Raw genomic sequence first — 21,275 nt, 5'->3', positions numbered from 1 at the left:
TTGTTAGCAGAACGGGATGGAAAGCCCGGCCATAGCAGGTGATAGCCCTGTATGCGAAAACAGCGTTGTGGAACTAGGTGTACGACAAGTAGGGCGGGACACGTGAAATCCTGTCTGAAGATGGGGGGACCATCCTCCAAGGCTAAATACTCGTGATCGACCGATAGTGAACCAGTACCGTGAGGGAAAGGCGAAAAGAACCCCGGGAGGGGAGTGAAATAGATCCTGAAACCGCATGCATACAAACAGTCGGAGCCTGGAAACGGGTGACGGCGTACCTTTTGTATAATGGGTCAGCGACTTACATTCAGTGGCAAGCTTAACCGATTAGGGAAGGCGTAGCGAAAGCGAGTCCGAATAGGGCGTTCAGTCGCTGGGTGTAGACCCGAAACCAGACGATCTATCCATGGCCAGGTTGAAGGTGCGGTAACACGTACTGGAGGACCGAACCCACTAACGTTGAAAAGTTAGGGGATGAGCTGTGGATAGGGGTGAAAGGCTAAACAAGTCTGGAAATAGCTGGTTCTCTCCGAAAACTATTTAGGTAGTGCCTCGTGTCTCACCTTCGGGGGTAGAGCACTGTCATGGTTGGGGGGTCTATTGCTGATTACCCCGCCATAGCAAACTCCGAATACCGAAGAGTGCAATCACGGGAGACAGACATCGGGTGCTAACGTCCGGTGTCAAGAGGGAAACAACCCAGACCGCCAGCTAAGGTCCCTAAGATTGGCTAAGTGGGAAACGAAGTGGGAAGGCTAAAACAGTCAGGAGGTTGGCTTAGAAGCAGCCATCCTTTAAAGAAAGCGTAATAGCTCACTGATCGAGTCGTCCTGCGCGGAAGATGTAACGGGGCTAAGCCAGTCACCGAAGCTGCGGATGCACGTAAGTGCATGGTAGGAGAGCGTTCTGTAAGCCTGTGAAGGTGTCTTGTAAAGGATGCTGGAGGTATCAGAAGTGCGAATGCTGACATGAGTAGCGATAAAGGGGGTGAAAAGCCCCCTCGCCGTAAGCCCAAGGTTTCCTACGCAACGTTCATCGGCGTAGGGTGAGTCGGCCCCTAAGGCGAGGCAGAGATGCGTAGCTGATGGGAAGCAGGTTAATATTCCTGCACCGTCGTATGATGCGATGGGGGGACGGATCGCGGAAGGTTGTCCGGGTGTTGGAAGTCCCGGTCCCTGCATTGGAGAAGGCGCTTAGGCAAATCCGGGCGCGGAATTCAAGGATGTGGGGCGAGCGGCCTAGTGCTGCGAAGCAATTGGAAGTGGTTCCAAGAAAAGCCTCTAAGCTTCAGTCATACGAGACCGTACCGCAAACCGACACAGGTGGGCGAGATGAGTATTCTAAGGCGCTTGAGAGAACTCGGGAGAAGGAACTCGGCAAATTGGTACCGTAACTTCGGGATAAGGTACGCCCTTGTAGCTTGACTGGCCTGCGCCAGGAGGGTGAAGGGGTTGCAATAAAATGGTGGCTGCGACTGTTTAATAAAAACACAGCACTCTGCAAACACGAAAGTGGACGTATAGGGTGTGACGCCTGCCCGGTGCCGGAAGATTAAATGATGGGGTGCAAGCTCTTGATTGAAGTCCCGGTAAACGGCGGCCGTAACTATAACGGTCCTAAGGTAGCGAAATTCCTTGTCGGGTAAGTTCCGACCTGCACGAATGGCGTAACGATGGCCACACTGTCTCCTCCCGAGACTCAGCGAAGTTGAAGTGTTTGTGATGATGCAATCTCCCCGCGGCTAGACGGAAAGACCCCATGAACCTTTACTGTAGCTTTGCATTGGACTTTGAACCGATCTGTGTAGGATAGGTGGGAGGCTTTGAAGCGTGGACGCTAGTCTGCGTGGAGCCGTCCTTGAAATACCACCCTGGTTTGTTTGAGGTTCTAACCTTGGTCCGTGAATCCGGATCGGGGACAGTGCATGGTAGGCAGTTTGACTGGGGCGGTCTCCTCCCAAAGTGTAACGGAGGAGTTCGAAGGTACGCTTGGTACGGTCGGACATCGTACCTAAAGTGCAATGGCAAAAGCGTGCTTAACTGCGAGACCGACAAGTCGAGCAGGTGCGAAAGCAGGACATAGTGATCCGGTGGTTCTGAATGGAAGGGCCATCGCTCAACGGATAAAAGGTACTCTGGGGATAACAGGCTGATACCGCCCAAGAGTTCATATCGACGGCGGTGTTTGGCACCTCGATGTCGGCTCATCTCATCCTGGGGCTGTAGCCGGTCCCAAGGGTATGGCTGTTCGCCATTTAAAGAGGTACGTGAGCTGGGTTTAAAACGTCGTGAGACAGTTTGGTCCCTATCTGCCGTGGGCGTTGGAATCTTGACGGGGGCTGCTCCTAGTACGAGAGGACCGGAGTGGACGTACCGCTGGTGTACCTGTTGTCTCGCCAGAGGCATCGCAGGGTAGCTATGTACGGAAGAGATAACCGCTGAAAGCATCTAAGCGGGAAACTCGCCTGAAGATGAGGATTCCCTGGAGCCTTGAGCTCCTTGAAGGGTCGTTCGAGACCAGGACGTTGATAGGCTGGGTGTGGAAGCGCAGTAATGCGTTAAGCTAACCAGTACTAATTGCCCGTAAGGCTTGATCCTATAACCAGTGTGTTTCTCCTGGTTGAGTATCGCGTGCCGCTGCAACAGCAACAAAGCAGCTTGGCCGATACCTCGCAACCTACTACTACATCCCTATTCGCTGCGTTGACCAAGTCAACGCGGCCACCGTTTATGCCTGGTGACCATAGCGAGTTGGAACCACCCCTTCCCATCCCGAACAGGACCGTGAAACGACTCCACGCCGATGATAGTGCGGATACCCGTGTGAAAGTAGGTAATCGCCAGGCTCTCCCTTGAAACCCCCCAGTACGAAAGTACTGGGGGGTTTTGCTTTTGTGGCGGCGATTTGCCGATCAGGCTTAAGCAGCGCCCAGGCCGCCAGCCTGGCGAGCCGGTTTCGAGGTTAAAGCAAGGCCCCAGAGGCCGCCAGAAGCCGTTTTAGAGGCCGCGGCGAGCCCCTATAGGGTGAAGGTGTTCTTTATTGAATGCCGACGATGATGGTGCGATCGGGCAGCCTACGCTGGTGCCAGGTTCAACGCTCCAAGGTCTGTCCTTCCCTACTTTGCATAGTACGGAAAGTGCTTGACAGCCAAGGAAAGTTACACCATAATGAGAAGTTCACTGCGGAGAGGTGCCCGAGTGGCTAAAGGGGGCAGACTGTAAATCTGTTGGCTTACGCCTACGTTGGTTCGAATCCAACCCTCTCCACCAAGAATTGCAGAGCAGTAGTGAGTACCCGGCAGGCGTCGGTGAAGCAGAAAGCGTGGTAACCCGGCGGGTGTAGCTCAATGGTAGAGCAGAAGCCTTCCAAGCTTACGACGAGGGTTCGATTCCCTTCACCCGCTCCAGATTGCCCGGGTTATTGCAGTTCTGAAAAGCAGCAGTCAAGTTTCGCCCATGTGGCTCAGTGGTAGAGCACTCCCTTGGTAAGGGAGAGGTCGGCAGTTCGATCCTGCCCATGGGCACCAAATACCGCACTAGCAATATCGCTACCGACACAGGAGTCGCGAAATGGCAAAGGAAAAGTTCTCGCGGACTAAACCGCACGTGAACGTTGGTACGATCGGTCACGTTGACCATGGTAAGACCACCCTGACGGCAGCAATTGCTACGGTGCTGGCAGCCAAGTTTGGCGGTTCGGCCAAGAAGTACGACGAAATCGACGCAGCGCCGGAAGAAAAGGCACGCGGTATTACCATCAATACCGCACACGTCGAGTACGAAACGGCTAACCGCCACTACGCACACGTTGACTGCCCGGGCCACGCTGACTATGTGAAGAACATGATCACGGGCGCCGCACAGATGGACGGCGCAATCCTGGTGTGCTCGGCCGCTGACGGCCCCATGCCCCAGACCCGCGAACACATCCTGCTGGCCCGCCAGGTTGGCGTGCCTTACATCATCGTGTTCCTGAACAAGTGCGACATGGTCGACGACGCCGAGCTGCTCGAGCTGGTCGAAATGGAAGTGCGCGAGCTCTTGTCCAAGTACGAATTCCCCGGCGACGACACCCCGATCATCAAGGGTTCGGCCAAGCTGGCACTGGAAGGCGACAAGGGCGAACTGGGCGAGCAAGCGATCCTGGCCCTGGCCGACACGCTGGACACCTACATCCCGACGCCGGAACGTGCCATCGACGGCACCTTCCTGATGCCGGTGGAAGACGTGTTCTCGATCTCGGGCCGTGGCACGGTTGTGACCGGTCGTATCGAGCGCGGCATCATCAAGGTCGGTGAAGAAATCGAAATCGTGGGCATCAAGCCGACGGTCAAGACCATCTGCACCGGCGTGGAAATGTTCCGCAAGCTGCTGGACCAAGGTCAAGCTGGCGACAACGTGGGTCTGCTGCTGCGCGGCACGAAGCGCGAAGACGTCGAGCGCGGCCAAGTGCTGTGCAAGCCGGGTTCGATCAAGCCGCACACGCACTTCACCGGCGAGGTCTACATCTTGTCGAAGGACGAAGGCGGCCGTCACACCCCGTTCTTCAACAACTACCGCCCGCAGTTCTACTTCCGTACGACCGACGTGACTGGCTCGATCGAGCTGCCGAAGGACAAGGAAATGGTCATGCCGGGTGACAACGTGTCGATCACGGTCAAGCTGATTGCCCCGATCGCCATGGAAGAAGGCCTGCGTTTCGCCATCCGTGAAGGCGGTCGTACCGTCGGCGCCGGCGTCGTGGCAAAGATCCTCGACTGATAAAGTCGATCAGCGAATACGGCACCAACCGGCCGTATTCGTTGCCAGAGGGGTTGGCCTGACCGCCGACCCCACAGTTGTTTTAGGGGTATAGCTCAACTGGCAGAGCGTCGGTCTCCAAAACCGAAGGTTGGGGGTTCGATTCCCTCTGCCCCTGCCAATTCAATCAGCCGCGTCGCGATAGAGAGTATCGTGACGCGGCTTAGTCTCGTTTGCGAAACATGGCCAATCCCAACGTCGAAACCGTCAACGCCGCTAGTGGTAAGTGGTTGCTTGGCGCCGCGGTGCTACTGGTGGTTGCCGGCGTCATCGGTTTCTATGCCTTGGCACAGCAACCATCCTACGTGCGTGGCGCGGCGCTTTTCGGCGGCATTGCGCTGGGCGTGGTGGTCGCGCTGGTCTCGGCACCAGGCAAGGACTTCATCGGTTTCTCCAAGGAATCGTATCGCGAAGTCCGTAAGGTCGTTTGGCCCACCCGCAAGGAAGCCGGGCAGATGACCGGCCTGGTGTTTGTCTTCGTCGTGATCATGGCCGTGTTCCTGTGGTCTGCGGACAAGCTCATCGAGTGGGTCATCTTTTCGCTCGTGCTGGGCTGGAAATGAAGGATAGAACATGACGGATAACGCACAACAGGAAGTCCCCGCAGCTGAATCGCCTTCGTCGAAGAAGCGCTGGTATGTGGTGCACGCCTATTCCGGCATGGAAAAGAGTGTGCAGCGCGCGCTGCAGGAGCGCATCGAGCGCGCCGAAATGCAGGACAAGTTTGGCCGCATCCTGGTCCCGTCCGAAGAAGTCGTTGAAATCAAGGGTGGACAGAAGTCTGTCACCGAACGTCGCTTCTTCCCGGGTTACGTGCTGGTCGAGATGGAAATGACCGACGAGACCTGGCACCTGGTGAAGAACACCAGCAAGGTCACTGGCTTCGTGGGTGGTGCGCGCAACCGACCGAGCCCGATTTCCCAGAAGGAAGTCGACAAGATCATGACCCAGATGCAGGAAGGGGTCGAGAAGCCGCGGCCCAAGACCCTGTTCGAAGTGGGCGAAATGGTACGCGTCAAGGACGGTCCTTTCACCGACTTCAATGGCAACGTCGAGGAAGTGAACTACGAGAAATCGCGCCTGCGCGTCTCGGTCACCATCTTCGGGCGTGCTACCCCGGTCGAGCTCGAGTTTGGCCAGGTCGAGAAGGTTTAAGCGGTTCAAAGCAGTTCAGGTTTTAGCGTTTTATGTTGGCCGCAAGGTCAGCGAAAAATGCAGCGGCCAGTCCCGCAAGGGGCCGGCCACAAGAGGAGCGTGAGGCTGGCTGGGGTGGATGAACCGCCCTTGCAGCGATAGCGCGCTACGACTCAACAGGATCGCATTCCGCCAGGAAGCGGTCCGGATTGGAGTAAATATGGCCAAGAAGATCATTGGCTTTATCAAGCTGCAAATTCCGGCTGGTAAGGCAAATCCCTCCCCGCCCGTGGGCCCTGCACTGGGTCAACGCGGTCTGAACATCATGGAGTTCTGCAAGGCGTTCAACGCGCAGACCCAAGGCATGGAACCCGGCCTGCCGGTGCCGGTGGTGATTACCGCCTTCGCCGACAAGAGCTTCACCTTCGTGATGAAGTCGCCGCCGGCGACCGTTCTGATCAAGAAGGCAGCTGGCCTGACCAAGGGTTCGGCCAAGCCGCACACCGACAAGGTTGGCAAGATCACGCGTGCCCAGGCTGAAGAAATCGCCAAGGCAAAGAACGCTGACCTGACCGCTGCCGATCTGGACGCTGCCGTGCGTACGATCGCCGGTTCGGCTCGCTCGATGGGCATCACCGTGGAGGGTCTGTAAATGGCTAAGGTTTCCAAGCGCACCGCCGCCAACAAGGCGAAGATCGAGCGCACCAAGTTCTACCCGATCGACGAGGCCCTGGGCCTGGTGAAGGGTTGCGCATCGGCCAAGTTCGACGAATCCATCGACGTTGCCGTGCAACTGGGCATCGATGCGAAGAAGTCGGACCAGGTGGTTCGTGGCTCCGTCGTGCTGCCTGCCGGTACCGGCAAGTCGGTTCGCGTGGCTGTGTTCGCCCAAGGCGAAAAGGCTGAAGCTGCCAAGGCAGCTGGCGCTGAGATCGTCGGCATGGAAGACCTGGCTGAGCAAGTCAAGGCCGGCAACCTGAACTTCGACGTGGTGATCGCCTCGCCGGACACCATGCGTATCGTTGGTACGCTGGGTCAGATCCTGGGCCCGCGCGGCCTGATGCCGAACCCGAAGGTCGGTACGGTTACCCCCGATGTGGCCCAGGCTGTGAAGAACGCCAAGGCCGGTCAGGTGCAATACCGTGTCGACAAGGCCGGTATCATCCACGCCACCATCGGCCGCCGTTCGTTCCAGGACGCCGATCTGAAGCGCAACCTGAGCGCGCTGATCGAAGCCCTGGTGAAGTCGAAGCCGGCTACCAGCAAGGGCGTGTACCTGCGCAAGATCGCCGTGTCGTCCACCATGGGCGTAGGCGTTCGCGTGGAACAGGCTTCGCTGTCGGCCTAAGGCTGGCGGCAACCGCAGGGCGGACCCGATAACGTCGCCCAGCGTAGAGAATTGAGGATCCTGGCTCGCGCCGGGATCGTCTCCGGAGTCAGGCGGTGCCTCATAGGACACGCCAGGATAAAGGAGCAAGGCTTTGGGCAGTGGTGCCCGCCGGCGCGCAAGCGCGGAGCAGGCACCGCTGGTTATCAAAGACCGCTGGTGGCGGGTGCGGCTGCAGGATGGCTGCCTCGCCTTAATCGGACGGAACGTACGCAGCGTGGCTTCGGCCTGCCGCGACGCCTCCCGGCCCACCAGCGCAGATGGCGCACCCGAGGGATTGAAGAATCCGGGCAATGACCCGGGTGATTCGGGCCAAATCGGACGCCGTTCGTTTGGACTGATGTGCGTGCCCCGGACGATCCGGGGGACAAGCATCGTTTTGGAGCTTAACCGTGCCACTTAATATTGAAGATAAGAAGGCCGTCGTTGCTGAGGTTTCGGCGCAAGTCGCTAAAGCCCAGACCATCGTCGTAGCCGAATATCGCGGCATTGCGGTTGGCGATCTGACCAAGCTGCGCGCCAAGGCCCGCGAGCAAGGCGTGTACCTGCGTGTTCTGAAGAACACGCTGGCCCGCCGCGCCGTGGAAGGCACGCCGTTTGCCGGCCTCGCAGAGCAAATGACCGGTCCGCTGATCTACGGTATTTCCGAAGATGCAGTGTCGTCGGCCAAGGTTCTGAACGACTTTGCCAAGACCAACGACAAGTTGGTTCTGCGCGCAGCGTCGTACGACGGCAACGTGCTCGATGCTGCTGCTGTCAAGGCACTGGCCTCGATCCCGAGCCGTGACGAACTGATTGCTCAGCTGCTCGGCGTGATGCAGGCACCGGTGTCGGGCTTCGCCCGTCTGCTGGCCGCCCTGTCCGCCAAGAAGAGCGAAGGCGCCCCTGCCGAAGGCGAAGGCGCTGCTGCCGCCGCCGAGAGCGAAGGCGCAGCTGCTTAAGGCGTAAGCCTTTCGCAGCCTGGCTCATCAAGATCGTATTACCGATACCGAATCACATTTAGCAGGAGTATTCCAAATGGCAATCAGCAAAGACGACATCCTCGAAGCCGTAGGCTCGATGTCCGTGATGGAACTGAACGACCTGGTCAAGGCGTTCGAAGAAAAGTTTGGCGTGTCCGCCGCTTCGATGGCCGTGGCTGCTGCCCCGGGCGCCGGCGCTGCTGCCGCTGAAGAGCAAACCGAGTTCAACGTCATCCTGTCGGAAATCGGCGCAAACAAGGTTGGCGTGATTAAGGCTGTTCGCGAAATCACCGGCCTGGGCCTGAAGGAAGCCAAGGATCTGGTTGACGGCGCACCGAAGGCTGTCAAGGAAGGCGTGGACAAGGCTGCTGCAGCCGACGCCAAGAAGAAGCTGGAAGACGCCGGCGCGAAGGTCGAAGTCAAGTAAGCTGTACTCGCGTGCCTTTTGGCACGCGAATGGGGCTGGCAAAGGGAGATTCCCGGCGCCAGCCTTTTTGCGCTTCTGCGAAGTGTGTTTTATTCAGCACCCGGAAGCGTGAGCAAGTGGCGCAAACGATGCTTGACAGCTGGGCGCATGCCTAAGCTTCAGCAGAGGCCAAACATCAGTGGCACACTAGGTGGTTGCTGATGTTTGTCTTCTGAACCGACTGCAGAAGACAAGTTTGGTCGGGTGTCCCCCGGGCCGGCATGACGCATTGCGTCGTTTCTGCCGGCTCGCAGCGTGCGGACACCGTCAGCCAGAGGTTGGTAGCGGCCAACCGCCAAATCCCCTCCCAGTCGCTGAACACCTCAGGTGCTGCGCCGGTCCAGCCAGCCCTGCGATGATTCGGAGATCCCATGGCGTACAGCTTCACCGAAAAGAAGCGCATTCGCAAAAGTTTTGCGAAGCGCGCGACGGTTCATCAGGTTCCTTTCCTGCTTGCCACCCAGATTGAATCCTACGCTCAGTTTCTGCAAGAGGGTACGCCACCCTCGCGCCGCAAAACAGAGGGCCTGCAAGCGGCTTTCAGTGCAATCTTCCCGATTGTGTCGCACAACGGGCTTGCCCGTATGGAGTTCGTCTCCTACCACCTCTCCAACCCGCCGTTCGACGTCAAGGAATGTCAACAGCGTGGCCTGACCTTCCACTCGGCGCTGCGTGCCAAGGTGCGCCTGATCATCAACGATCGGGAAAATCCGGGCAAGGTCAAGGAAGTGAAGGAACAGGAAGTCTACATGGGCGAAATTCCGCTCATGACGTCGACCGGTTCGTTCGTGATCAACGGTACCGAGCGTGTGATCGTCTCGCAGCTCCACCGTTCGCCCGGCGTGTTCTTCGAGCACGACAAGGGCAAGACCCACAGCTCGGGCAAGCTGCTGTTCTCGGCACGTATCATTCCTTACCGCGGTTCGTGGCTCGATTTCGAGTTCGACCCGAAGGACATCCTGTACTTCCGCGTTGACCGCCGCCGCAAGATGCCGGTGACGATCCTGCTGAAGTCGATCGGCCTGACGCCCGAGCAGATCCTCGCGCACTTCTTCGTGTTCGACAATTTCACGCTGCAGTCGGAAGGCGCGCAGATGGAATTCGTGCCCGAGCGCCTGCGCGGCGAAGTCGCGCGCTTCGACATCGCCGACAAGGACGGCCGTGTCGTCGTGGAGAAGGACAAGCGGATCAACGCCAAGCACATCCGTGACCTGGATTCCGCCGGTACCAAGCTGATCAGCGTGCCGGAAGACTACCTGCTCGGCCGCGTGCTGGCAAAGAACATCATCGACCCGGATACCGGCGAGGTGATTGCCAACGCCAACGACGAGCTGACCGAAACCGTGCTGGAAAACCTGCGCGAAGCCGGTGTCAAGCAGATCCAGACCCTGTACACCAACGATCTGGACCAAGGTCCGTACATGTCGCAGACCCTGCGCGTGGACGACACCGCCGACCAGACCGCTGCGCGTATCGCCATCTACCGCATGATGCGTCCCGGCGAGCCGCCGACCGAAGACGCGGTGGAAGCCCTGTTCCAGCGCCTGTTCTACAGCGAAGAGTCGTACGACCTGTCGCGCGTTGGCCGTATGAAGGTCAACAGCCGCCTGGGCCGCCCGAGCGGTGAAGGCAGCATGGTGCTGCAGGACGAGGACATCCTCGAGACCATCAAGATCCTGGTCAACCTGCGCAACGGCAAGGGCGAGGTCGATGACATCGATCACCTGGGCAATCGTCGCGTTCGCTGCGTTGGCGAACTGGCCGAAAACCAGTTCCGTGCCGGCCTGTCGCGCGTGGAACGCGCCGTCAAGGAACGTCTGGGCCAGGCCGAGACCGAAAACCTGATGCCGCACGACCTGATCAACTCGAAGCCGATTTCCTCGGCCATCCGCGAGTTCTTCGGTTCGTCGCAGCTGTCGCAGTTCATGGACCAGACCAACCCGCTGTCCGAGATCACGCACAAGCGTCGTGTCTCCGCACTGGGCCCGGGCGGTTTGACCCGTGAACGCGCAGGCTTTGAAGTCCGTGACGTGCACCCGACCCACTATGGCCGCGTGTGCCCGATCGAAACGCCGGAAGGCCCGAACATTGGCCTGATCAACTCGCTGGCACTGTACGCACGCCTGAACGAATACGGCTTCCTGGAAACGCCGTACCGCAAGGTGGTCGACAGCAAGCTGACCGACCAGGTCGACTACCTGTCCGCCATTGAAGAAGGCAAGTACGTGGTGGCGCAGGCCAACGCAACGGTTGACACCGACGGTACCCTGATCGACGAGCTGGTGTCGTCGCGTGAAGGCAGCGAGCGTGAAACCCGTATGGTCACGCCGGACCGCGTCCAGTACATCGACGTGGCGCCTTCGCAGATCGTGTCCGCGGCAGCATCGCTGGTGCCGTTCCTCGAGCACGATGATGCGAACCGTGCACTGATGGGCGCCAACATGCAGCGTCAGGCCGTGCCTTGCCTGCGTCCGGACAAGCCGCTGGTGGGTACCGGCATCGAGCGTACCGTTGCGGTCGACTCGGGTACTGCCGTCCAGGCAACCCGTGGCGGCGTGGTGGATTACGTCGACGCAATGCGTATCGTGATTCGCGTGAACGATGAGGAAGCTGTCGCCGGTGAAGTCGGCGTCGACATCTACAACCTGATCAAGTACACCCGCTCGAACCAGAACACCAACATCAACCAGCGTCCGATGGTCAAGGTCGGGGATTTCGTCGCCCGTGGCGACGTGATCGCCGACGGCGCATCGACCGACCTGGGCGAGCTCGCGCTCGGCCAGAACATGCTGGTGGCGTTCATGCCGTGGAACGGCTACAACTTCGAAGACTCGATCCTGATCTCCGAACGCGTGGTTGCCGAAGACCGCTACACCTCGATCCACATCGAGGAACTGTCGGTCGTCGCCCGTGACACCAAGCTGGGACCGGAAGAAATCACCCGCGATATCTCCAACCTCGCCGAAGCGCAACTGGCGCGCCTGGACGAGTCCGGCATCACCTACATCGGTGCCGAAGTGGAAGCCGGCGACGTGCTGGTCGGCAAGGTCACGCCCAAGGGCGAGACCCAGCTGACCCCGGAAGAAAAGCTGCTGCGCGCGATCTTCGGCGAGAAGGCTTCGGACGTGAAGGACACCTCGCTGCGCGTGCCCTCGGGCATGAGCGGTATCGTGATCGACGTCCAGGTCTTCACCCGCGAAGGCGTGACCCGCGACAAGCGTGCCCAGTCCATCATCGACGATGAACTCAAGCGCTACCGCCTGGACCTGAACGACCAGCTGCGTATCGTGGAAGGCGACGCCTTCCAGCGCCTGGAGCGCCTGCTGCTCGACAAGACCGTCAATGGCGGTCCGAAGAAGCTGTCCAAGGGCGCCAAGCTGACCCGCGAGTACCTGGCCGACCTGGACAAGTACCACTGGTTCGACATCCGCCCGGCCGACGAAGAAGTCGCTGCCCAGCTGGAAGCCGTCAAGGAAGCGATCGAGCAGAAGCGCCACGAGTTCGACCTGGCCTTTGAAGAAAAGCGCAAGAAGCTCACGCAAGGCGACGAACTGCCGCCGGGCGTGATCAAGATGGTCAAGGTGTACCTGGCCGTCAAGCGCCGCCTGCAGCCCGGCGACAAGATGGCAGGCCGTCACGGCAACAAGGGCGTTGTGTCCAAGATCGTCCCGATCGAAGACATGCCCTACATGGCCGACGGCACGCCCGCCGATATCGTGCTGAACCCGCTCGGCGTGCCGTCGCGGATGAACGTGGGCCAGATTCTGGAAACCCACCTGGGCTGGGCCGCGCGCGGCCTGGGCCAGCGTATCGGCTCCATGCTCAAGGCACAGGCGAAGGCGCAGGAACTGCGTCCGTTGCTCGCGCAGATCTACAACGAGAGCGGCAAGCCGGAAGACCTCGACAGCCTGTCCGACGCCGAAGTGCTGGAACTGGCCACCAACCTGAAGAAGGGTGTCCCGTTCGCCACGCCGGTGTTCGACGGTGCGCATGAGGACGAAATCCGCCGCATGCTGGACCTGGCGTACCCGGAAGAGATCGCCAAGGACATGGGCCTGACCGCTTCCAAGCAACAGGTCACGCTGCACGACGGCCGTACCGGCGAAGCGTTCGAGCGTCCGGTAACGCTGGGCGTGATGCACATGCTGAAGCTGCACCACTTGGTCGACGACAAGATGCACGCGCGTTCGACCGGCCCGTACTCGCTGGTGACCCAGCAGCCGCTGGGTGGTAAGGCGCAGTTCGGTGGCCAGCGTTTCGGTGAGATGGAAGTGTGGGCGCTGGAAGCTTATGGCGCCTCCTACGTGCTGCAGGAAATGCTGACGGTCAAGTCCGATGACGTGAACGGCCGGACCAAGGTCTACGAGAACATCGTCAAGGGCGAGCACTCGATCGATGCCGGCATGCCGGAATCGTTCAACGTGCTGGTGAAGGAAATCCGTTCGCTGGGTATCGACATCGACCTCGATCGCTATTGATTCGGATCGAGAGTGCGCGGCAGGCCGGCAATAGCCCGCCTGCCGCCGATTGCCCGCTACGGTTTTCCCACAGGATGAATGCCGCGGGCCCGACATGCTGTCGGGCTGGCGGCGAAACAAGGAGTTGCAATGAAAGCATTGCTCGATCTCTTTAAGCAGGTTCAGCAGGAAGAGCAGTTCGACGCGATCAAGATCGGCCTGGCATCGCCAGAGAAGATCCGTTCGTGGTCGTACGGTGAAGTGAAGAAGCCTGAAACCATCAACTACCGGACCTTCAAGCCCGAGCGCGATGGCCTGTTCTGCGCCAAGATCTTTGGCCCGATCAAGGACTATGAGTGCCTGTGCGGCAAGTACAAGCGCCTGAAGCATCGTGGCGTGATCTGCGAGAAGTGCGGCGTTGAAGTGACGCTGGCCAAGGTGCGCCGCGAGCGCATGGGCCACATCGAACTGGCTGCGCCGACCGCGCACATCTGGTTCCTGAAGTCGCTGCCGTCGCGTCTGGGCATGGTGCTCGACATGACGCTGCGCGACATCGAACGCGTCCTGTACTTCGAAGCATTCGTGGTGCTCGAACCCGGCATGACCCCGCTCAAGAAGAGCCAGATCATGTCCGAGGACGACTACATCGCCAAGTGCGAAGAGTACGGCGAAGGCGAGTTCGTGGCCATGATGGGTGCCGAAGGCATCCGTGAACTGCTGCGCGGCATCGACATCGAAAAGCAGATCGAAACGATCCGCGCCGAGCTGCAGACCACGGGCTCCGAAGCCAAGATCAAGAAGTTCGCCAAGCGCCTGAAGGTGCTCGAGGCGTTCCAGCGTTCGGGCATCAAGCCGGAATGGATGATCCTGGAAGTGCTGCCGGTGCTGCCGCCCGAACTGCGTCCGCTGGTACCGCTGGACGGTGGCCGTTTCGCCACCTCGGACCTGAACGACCTGTATCGCCGCGTCATCAACCGTAACAACCGCCTGAAGCGCCTGCTCGAACTGAAGGCGCCTGAAATCATCGTGCGCAACGAAAAGCGCATGCTGCAGGAAGCGGTTGACTCGCTGCTGGACAACGGTCGCCGCGGCAAGGCCATGACGGGCGCCAACAAGCGTCCGCTGAAGTCGCTGGCCGAAATGATCAAGGGCAAGGGCGGCCGTTTCCGCCAGAACTTGCTGGGCAAGCGCGTCGACTACTCCGGCCGTTCGGTCATTGTGGTGGGCCCGACCCTCAAGCTGCATCAGTGCGGCCTGCCCAAGCTGATGGCGCTCGAACTGTTCAAGCCTTTCATTTTCCACAAGCTGGAAACGATGGGCATCGCCACCACCATCAAGGCGGCGAAGAAGGAAGTGGAAAGCCAGACCGCGGTGGTGTGGGACATCCTCGAAGAGGTGATCCGCGAGCATCCGGTCATGCTGAACCGCGCGCCGACGCTGCACCGCCTGGGCATCCAGGCGTTCGAGCCGGTGCTGATCGAAGGCAAGGCCATCCAGCTGCACCCGCTGGTCTGCGCGGCGTTCAACGCCGACTTCGACGGTGACCAGATGGCTGTTCACGTCCCGCTGTCGCTGGAAGCGCAGATGGAAGCCCGCACGCTGATGCTGGCCTCCAACAACGTGCTGTTCCCGGCCAACGGCGACCCGTCGATCGTGCCGTCGCAAGACGTGGTGCTGGGTCTGTACTACACGACCCGCGACAAGATCAACGGCAAGGGCGAAGGCCTGACGTTTGCCGACATCAGCGAAGTGATCCGCGCCTACGAGAACAAGGAAGTCGAACTGGCTTCCCGCGTGAACGTGCGTATCACCGAGTATGAGCTGGTCGACAAGGACGCCGTGGGCGATGCCCGCTTCGCGCCCAAGATCACGCTGCAGGCCACCACGGTCGGCCGCGCGATCATGTCCGAGATCCTGCCGAAGGGCCTGCCTTTCTCGGTGCTGAACAAGCCGCTGAAGAAGAAGGAGATCTCGCGCCTGATCAATACCGCGTTCCGCAAGTGCGGCCTGCGCGAAACCGTGATCTTCGCTGACAAGCTGCTGCAGTCGGGCTTCCGCCTGGCAACGCGCGCCGGTATCTCGATCGCCATCGACGACATGCTGGTGCCGCCGCAAAAGGAAAAGATCATTGCCGACGCGGCCGCCAAGGTGAAGGAATACGACAAGCAGTACATGTCGGGCCTGGTGACCGACCAGGAACGCTACAACAACGTCGTGGACATCTGGGGCGCCGCCGGCGACCAGGTGGGCAAGGCGATGATGGAGCAGCTCCAGCACGAAGACGTGGTCGACCGTCACGGCAACACTGTGAAGCAGGACTCGTTCAACTCGATCTACATGATGGCCGACTCGGGCGCGCGCGGTTCCGCTGCGCAGATCCGTCAGCTGGCCGGCATGCGGGGCCTGATGGCCAAGCCGGATGGCTCGATCATTGAAACGCCGATTACGGCGAACTTCCGTGAAGGCCTGAACGTTCTGCAGTACTTCATCTCCACCCACGGCGCGCGTAAGGGCCTGGCGGATACGGCACTGAAGACCGCGAACTCGGGTTACCTGACTCGTCGTCTGGTCGACGTGACGCAGGATCTGGTGGTGGTGGAAGACGATTGCGGCACGACCAACGGCGTGGCCATGAAGGCCCTGGTCGAAGGCGGTGAAGTGATCGAAGCCCTGCGCGACCGGATTCTCGGCCGTGTGACGGTGTCCGACGTGGTGAACCCTGAAACCCAGGAAACCGCGATCGAAGCCGGCACCCTGCTGGACGAAGACCTGGTCGACATGATCGACGCCATCGGCGTGGACGAAGTGAAGGTGCGCACCCCGCTGTCGTGCGACACGCGCTACGGCCTGTGCGGCATGTGCTATGGCCGCGACCTCGGCCGCGGCGTGCTGGTGAACTCCGGCGAAGCGGTTGGCGTGATCGCCGCCCAGTCGATTGGCGAGCCGGGCACCCAGCTGACCATGCGTACGTTCCACATCGGCGGCGCGGCATCGCGTTCGGCAGTGGCATCCAGCGTGGAAGCGAAGGCAACCGGTACCGTGCGTTTCACGGCGACCATGCGTTACGTCACCAACGCGAAGGGCGAGCTGATCGTCATCTCGCGTTCGGGCGAGTCGCTGATCACCGACGACCACGGCCGTGAGCGCGAACGTCACAAGATCCCGTACGGCGCCATGCTGCTCGTGCAGGATGGCCAAGCCATCAAGGCGGGTACCCAGCTGGCCACATGGGACGCGCTGACACGCCCGATCGTGTCGGAGTACACCGGCACGACCAAGTTCGAGAACGTCGAAGAAGGCGTGACCGTCGCCAAGCAGATGGACGAAGTCACCGGCCTGTCGACCCTCGTGGTGATCGATGCCAAGCGCCGTACGGCTGCCACCAAGGGCCTGCGCCCGCAGGTGAAGCTGCTCGACGCCAACGGCCAGGAAGTGAAGATCCCGGGCACGGACCATTCCGTGACCATCGGCTTCCAGGTCGGCGCGCTGATTACCGTGAAGGACGGCCAGCAGGTGCACGTGGGTGAAGTGCTTGCACGTATCCCGACCGAATCGCAAAAGACCCGCGACATTACCGGGGGTCTGCCGCGTGTGGCCGAGCTGTTCGAAGCGCGTTCGCCGAAGGATGCCGCCGTGCTGGCGGAAGTCACCGGCACCACGTCGTTCGGCAAGGACACCAAGGGCAAGCAACGCCTGGTGATTACGGACCTGGACGGCAATGCCCACGAGTTCCTGATCACCAAGGAAAAGCAAGTCCTGGTGCACGATGGCCAGGTGGTGAACAAGGGCGAAATGATCGTGGAAGGTCCGGCGGACCCGCACGACATCCTGCGCCTGAAGGGCATCGAGGAACTGGCGCACTACATCGTCGACGAAGTGCAGGACGTGTACCGTCTGCAGGGCGTGAAGATCAACGACAAGCACATCGAAGTGATCGTGCGCCAGATGCTGCGCCGCGTGCAGATCTCGGATGTGGGCGACACCAAGTTCATCCCGGGTGAACAGGTGGAGCGTTCGGAACTGCTTGACGAGAACGATCGCGTGATCGCCGAAGGCAAGCGTCCGGCCACGTACGAAAACCTGCTGCTCGGTATCACCAAGGCGTCGCTGTCCACCGACAGCTTCATCTCGGCGGCATCGTTCCAGGAAACCACCCGCGTGCTGACCGAAGCCGCGATCATGGGCAAGACCGACGACCTGCGTGGTCTGAAGGAAAACGTGATCGTTGGCCGACTGATCCCCGCTGGTACGGGTCTGGCCTACCACCGTGCCCGCAAGGCGCGCGAGGCGGCCGAGCGCGAACGCGCCCAGGCGATCTCCGATGAAGAGCAGTCGCTCTTCATCGAGCCGCCGGTGGTGCCGGCGACGACCGAAGGCGAGGGCGACGCGGTCTAAGACTGCCAGCCTGAACCAGCAAGCAAGCTGCATGAAGAAGCCCGGCCCTGGTGGCCGGGTTTTTTTTGCCTGTCGTTATATATCCGGCTTTATTTCTTCCTGTCTTCTTCGGTCATTTTTATTCGTCGTACGCATGCTTTGCCGCAAAGGCACTGACCCGTGCACCATGCGCCGCCGGGCGAAAGAAATCCGGGAACATTCGTCACAGCCCGAAGTAGTTAGCCGCGCCCTTGGTGGTATGGTTACGCCTTTCGCGGTTCCACCCCTTTTTCTAAGCTGTTGCTATGTCGCGCGCCCTGGCGATTCTCAAGGATGTTTTCGGCTACCACGCCTTCCGCGGCCGGCAGGGGGAGATCATCGACCATGTGGCCGATGGTGGAGATTGCCTGGTCCTGATGCCGACCGGCGGCGGCAAGTCGCTGTGCTACCAGATTCCCGCATTGCTGCGCCAGAGGGCGGGGCAGGGCACCGGCATCGTGGTGTCGCCGCTGATCGCGCTGATGCAGGACCAGGTCGCGGCGCTGTCCGAGGCGGGTGTGCGCGCGGCCGTGCTGAACTCGACGCTCAGCGGGGCCGAGGCCTCCGCGGTGGAGCGCGACCTGCTCGCCGGCCGCCTGGAAATCCTCTATGTGGCGCCCGAGCGGCTGATGACGCCGCGCTTCCAGGATCTGCTCCAGCGTACCCGTATCGGCGTGTTCGCCATCGACGAGGCGCACTGCGTATCGCAGTGGGGCCATGACTTCCGGCCCGAGTACATCCAGCTTTCGGTGCTGCACGAGCGCTTCCCGGAAGTGCCGCGCATTGCCCTGACGGCCACCGCGGATTCCGTCACGCGCGAGGAAATCGTGGAGCGCCTCGCGCTGCACGACGCCCGCGTCTTCGTCTCCAGCTTCGACCGCCCCAACATCCGCTATCGCATCGTCGAGAAAGACAATGCGCGCCAGCAGCTGCTGGCCTTTATCAAGGCCGAGCACCTGGCCGCCGACGGCACGCACGACAGCGGCATCGTCTACTGCCTGTCGCGCAAGAAGGTGGAGGACACCGCGAGCTACCTCAGCGCCCAGGGCCTCAACGCGCTGGCGTACCACGCCGGCATGGATGCGGGCGTGCGCCAGCACCATCAGGCTCGTTTCCGCGAGGAAGAGGGCGTGATCATGGTGGCCACCATCGCCTTCGGCATGGGCATCGACAAGCCGGACGTGCGCTTCGTCGCCCACCTGGACCTGCCCAAGAGCATGGAAGGCTACTACCAGGAGACTGGCCGCGCCGGCCGCGACGGGCTGCCGGCCAACGCCTGGATGGCCTACGGGCTGGGCGACGTGGTCCAGCAAAAGCGCATGATCGACGAGTCCGAGGCGGATGACGCGCACAAGCGCGTCTCGTCCGCCAAGCTCGATGCCCTGCTTGGGCTGTGCGAGACCGCCGGCTGCCGGCGTGTGCGCATCCTGGGCTATTTCGACGAAGCGAGCGAACCCTGCGGCAACTGCGACACCTGCCTGGAGCCTCCCGCCACCTGGGACGGCACGCGTGAAGCGCAGATGGCGCTGTCCTGCGTCTATCGCACGGCGCAGGCCAGCCGCGTCCATTTCGGGGCGACCCATATGGTCGATGTGCTGCGCGGCAATGCGTCGGAAAAGATCCGCCAATGGGGCCACGACAAAGTCTCCACCTTCGGGATCGGGGCCGAGCGCACCGTGTCGGAATGGCATGCCATCTTCCGCCAGTTGATCGCCCACGGCCTGCTGGTCATCGACCACGGCGGCCATGGCGCACTGTTGCTGGGCGAGTCCGCCCGCGCCGTGCTCAAGGGCGAAATGCCGATCACCCTGCGCCGGCAGGTCAGCAAGCCCGTCAAGAGCGGCGAACGTGGGGCGCGCGGTTCCACCGGCACTCGCACCGACCATACCGCCGGCATGGATTCCGAGGCGCTGGCCAACTGGGAAGCCCTTCGCAAATGGCGCACCGAGACGGCACGTGAACACGGTGTGCCGGCCTATGTGATTTTCCATGACGCCACGCTGGCCGAACTGGCGCGCAGCGCACCGGATTCGTTGACTGCAATGGCTGAGGTCCCCGGCATCGGCGCCGCCAAACTGGAGCGCTATGGCGACGCCATCCTGGAAGCGCTGGGTGCCGTGGAGGACTTTTGAGGCCCGGCCGCGCCAAGTTGAGAAGCACGCTTGTGCTTGTGTCAGAAGCTGCTTGACCGTTTACGTAGTCGCTGCTAGCATGTCAGATTCGAGTTTTTGGCTTTGGATTTCGCTCGCCTGTCGTAATTGTGGCCCTCGGTTCGCAATCGGCAAGCCCGCCAGGGGATCGTGTGATGCTCTGGTGGTGTGGTCGCAGCGGGATCCCAGGCGAGCTCGCGCTCTTTGGCCAGTCTGTTCCTCCACAGGTCCGTCTCAAGAGCGCTCGCTCACTTTTCCCGCCCAAAACCCGTCGTTGCCTCTTCGGCCCATTGCTTGTGGCCCCAGGGGTGTTTTTCCGTAAAACCAAGCTGGATTGAACAATGCCAACTATCAACCAACTGGTTCGCAAGCCGCGTGTCTCTGAAGTCGTCAAGAGCAAGAGCCCGGCGCTTGAGAACTGCCCCCAGCGTCGCGGCGTGTGCACCCGTGTGTACACCACGACGCCGAAGAAGCCGAACTCGGCACTGCGTAAGGTCGCCAAGGTGCGCCTGACCAACGGTTTCGAGGTCATCTCGTACATCGGCGGTGAAGGCCACAACCTGCAAGAACACTCGGTCGTGCTGATTCGCGGCGGCCGTGTGAAGGACTTGCCGGGTGTGCGTTACCACATCGTCCGTGGCTCGCTGGACTTGCAAGGCGTGAAGGATCGTCGCCAGGCACGTTCGAAGTACGGCGCGAAGCGTCCGAAGGCTGCTTAAGGCTAACGCCAGGCAAGCTGGGCACAAAGCCCGAAGCAACAAACGATGGCCTGTGGCGAATGCGTCATGGTGCTGTCACCAGGCGGCGGTAAAACGGAGCGTTTGTCGCGCCGTGCCGTCGAGTAAGTGGTCACCCGGCGAATTTGCCTCGATGGAAGGCAAGCTAGTTGGTGGCCGGAGAGCGGGAAATCATTGCCGCGCTCTCAACTGAATCTAAAGGAAAGAAGATGCCACGTCGTCGTGAAGTCCCCAAGCGGGATATCCTGCCCGATCCGAAGTTCGGTAACGTTGAAGTTGCCAAGTTCATGAACGTCCTGATGCTGGACGGCAAGAAGTCGGTTGCCGAACGTATCGTTTATGGCGCGTTCGACCAGATCGAAAAGAAGGCAGGCAAGGCCCCCGTTGAAGTGTTTTCCGTTGCGATCAACAACGTGAAGCCGGTGGTCGAAGTGAAGAGCCGTCGCGTGGGCGGCGCCAACTATCAGGTTCCGGTCGAAGTCCGTCCGTCGCGTCGTTTGGCATTGGCGATGCGTTGGTTGCGCGAGGCCGCGAAAAAACGCAGCGAGAAGTCGATGGCGCTGCGCCTGGCAGGTGAGCTGCTGGAAGCAGCGGAAGGCCGCGGCGGCGCGATGAAGAAGCGCGACGAAGTGCACCGCATGGCCGAAGCCAACAAGGCGTTCTCGCACTTCCGCTTCTAAAGCGCGCGAGTTACGCGGTTGGTTGCCGGGCGGGCTGTGTTTTCACACGCTCGCCCGTTTGTGTTACGGGCGTTGGCAATGAGATGCCGG

Annotated in this window: 12 protein-coding genes, 4 tRNA genes and 2 rRNA genes; all 18 read left to right on the top strand. The window is 60.7% G+C overall.

The features are described from left to right. Positions 1–2,597, top strand: a 23S ribosomal RNA gene (locus ACGLHR_RS02355); the annotation flags it as partial. 135 nt (positions 2,598–2,732) lie between these two features. Next, positions 2,733–2,845: ribosomal RNA gene (gene rrf / locus ACGLHR_RS02350) — 5S ribosomal RNA — on the top strand. Between the two features lie 338 nt (positions 2,846–3,183). Then, positions 3,184–3,269 (top strand) — tRNA-Tyr (locus ACGLHR_RS02345). A 63-nt stretch (positions 3,270–3,332) separates the two neighbouring features. Continuing rightward, a tRNA-Gly gene (locus tag ACGLHR_RS02340) sits at positions 3,333–3,406 on the top strand. Positions 3,407–3,451: 45 nt separating this feature from the next. Further along, positions 3,452–3,526: transfer RNA gene (locus tag ACGLHR_RS02335), tRNA-Thr, on the top strand. 43 nt (positions 3,527–3,569) lie between these two features. Next, positions 3,570–4,760 (top strand): elongation factor Tu, encoded by a 1,191-nt coding sequence (gene tuf, locus ACGLHR_RS02330; protein ID WP_267604579.1) that lies wholly within the window; start codon positions 3,570–3,572, stop codon positions 4,758–4,760. Between the two features lie 84 nt (positions 4,761–4,844). After that, a tRNA-Trp gene (locus ACGLHR_RS02325) sits at positions 4,845–4,920 on the top strand. Positions 4,921–4,981: 61 nt separating this feature from the next. Then, positions 4,982–5,362 (top strand): preprotein translocase subunit SecE, encoded by a 381-nt coding sequence (gene secE, locus ACGLHR_RS02320; RefSeq protein WP_006162342.1) that lies wholly within the window; start codon positions 4,982–4,984, stop codon positions 5,360–5,362. A gap of 10 nt (positions 5,363–5,372) precedes the next feature. After that, positions 5,373–5,954, top strand: coding sequence for a transcription termination/antitermination protein NusG (gene nusG / locus ACGLHR_RS02315; RefSeq protein WP_006162340.1), 582 nt, complete (start codon positions 5,373–5,375; stop codon positions 5,952–5,954). 199 nt (positions 5,955–6,153) lie between these two features. After that, complete coding sequence (gene rplK, locus ACGLHR_RS02310) at positions 6,154–6,585, top strand: 50S ribosomal protein L11 (RefSeq protein WP_006162338.1); 432 nt, start codon at positions 6,154–6,156, stop codon at positions 6,583–6,585. After that, on the top strand, positions 6,586–7,281 hold the full coding sequence (rplA, locus tag ACGLHR_RS02305; RefSeq protein ID WP_006162337.1) for a 50S ribosomal protein L1: 696 nt from the start codon (positions 6,586–6,588) through the stop codon (positions 7,279–7,281). 431 nt (positions 7,282–7,712) lie between these two features. Then, positions 7,713–8,261, top strand: a complete 549-nt coding sequence (gene rplJ / locus ACGLHR_RS02300; protein WP_006162335.1) for a 50S ribosomal protein L10 — start codon at positions 7,713–7,715, stop codon at positions 8,259–8,261. 76 nt (positions 8,262–8,337) lie between these two features. Continuing rightward, the gene (gene rplL / locus ACGLHR_RS02295) at positions 8,338–8,709 is read left to right on the top strand and encodes a 50S ribosomal protein L7/L12 (protein ID WP_006162333.1); all 372 of its coding nucleotides are present in this window, start codon (positions 8,338–8,340) and stop codon (positions 8,707–8,709) included. A 410-nt stretch (positions 8,710–9,119) separates the two neighbouring features. Next, positions 9,120–13,226, top strand: coding sequence for a DNA-directed RNA polymerase subunit beta (gene rpoB / locus ACGLHR_RS02290; protein ID WP_267604580.1), 4,107 nt, complete (start codon positions 9,120–9,122; stop codon positions 13,224–13,226). A gap of 129 nt (positions 13,227–13,355) precedes the next feature. Beyond that, on the top strand, positions 13,356–17,600 hold the full coding sequence (gene rpoC / locus ACGLHR_RS02285) for a DNA-directed RNA polymerase subunit beta' (RefSeq protein ID WP_318231209.1): 4,245 nt from the start codon (positions 13,356–13,358) through the stop codon (positions 17,598–17,600). Positions 17,601–17,884: 284 nt separating this feature from the next. After that, positions 17,885–19,750 (top strand): DNA helicase RecQ, encoded by a 1,866-nt coding sequence (gene recQ, locus ACGLHR_RS02280; protein ID WP_318231208.1) that lies wholly within the window; start codon positions 17,885–17,887, stop codon positions 19,748–19,750. Between the two features lie 359 nt (positions 19,751–20,109). Next, entirely contained in the window at positions 20,110–20,487 is a 378-nt protein-coding gene (rpsL, locus tag ACGLHR_RS02275; protein ID WP_006162330.1) for a 30S ribosomal protein S12, read from the top strand. Positions 20,488–20,714: 227 nt separating this feature from the next. Beyond that, positions 20,715–21,185 carry a 30S ribosomal protein S7 gene (gene rpsG / locus ACGLHR_RS02270; RefSeq protein ID WP_035876146.1) on the top strand — a complete coding sequence of 157 codons (471 nt, stop codon included), beginning with the start codon at positions 20,715–20,717 and terminating at the stop codon, positions 21,183–21,185. Positions 21,186–21,275: the final 90 nt, after the last annotated feature.

This window comes from Cupriavidus sp. CuC1, assembly GCF_044627735.1.
In the GTDB taxonomy this organism is placed as follows: Bacteria; Pseudomonadota; Gammaproteobacteria; order Burkholderiales; family Burkholderiaceae; genus Cupriavidus; species Cupriavidus ulmosensis.
Note: the sequence above shows the minus strand (reverse complement) of the source record. Positions and strands in the feature narration are given on the sequence as shown.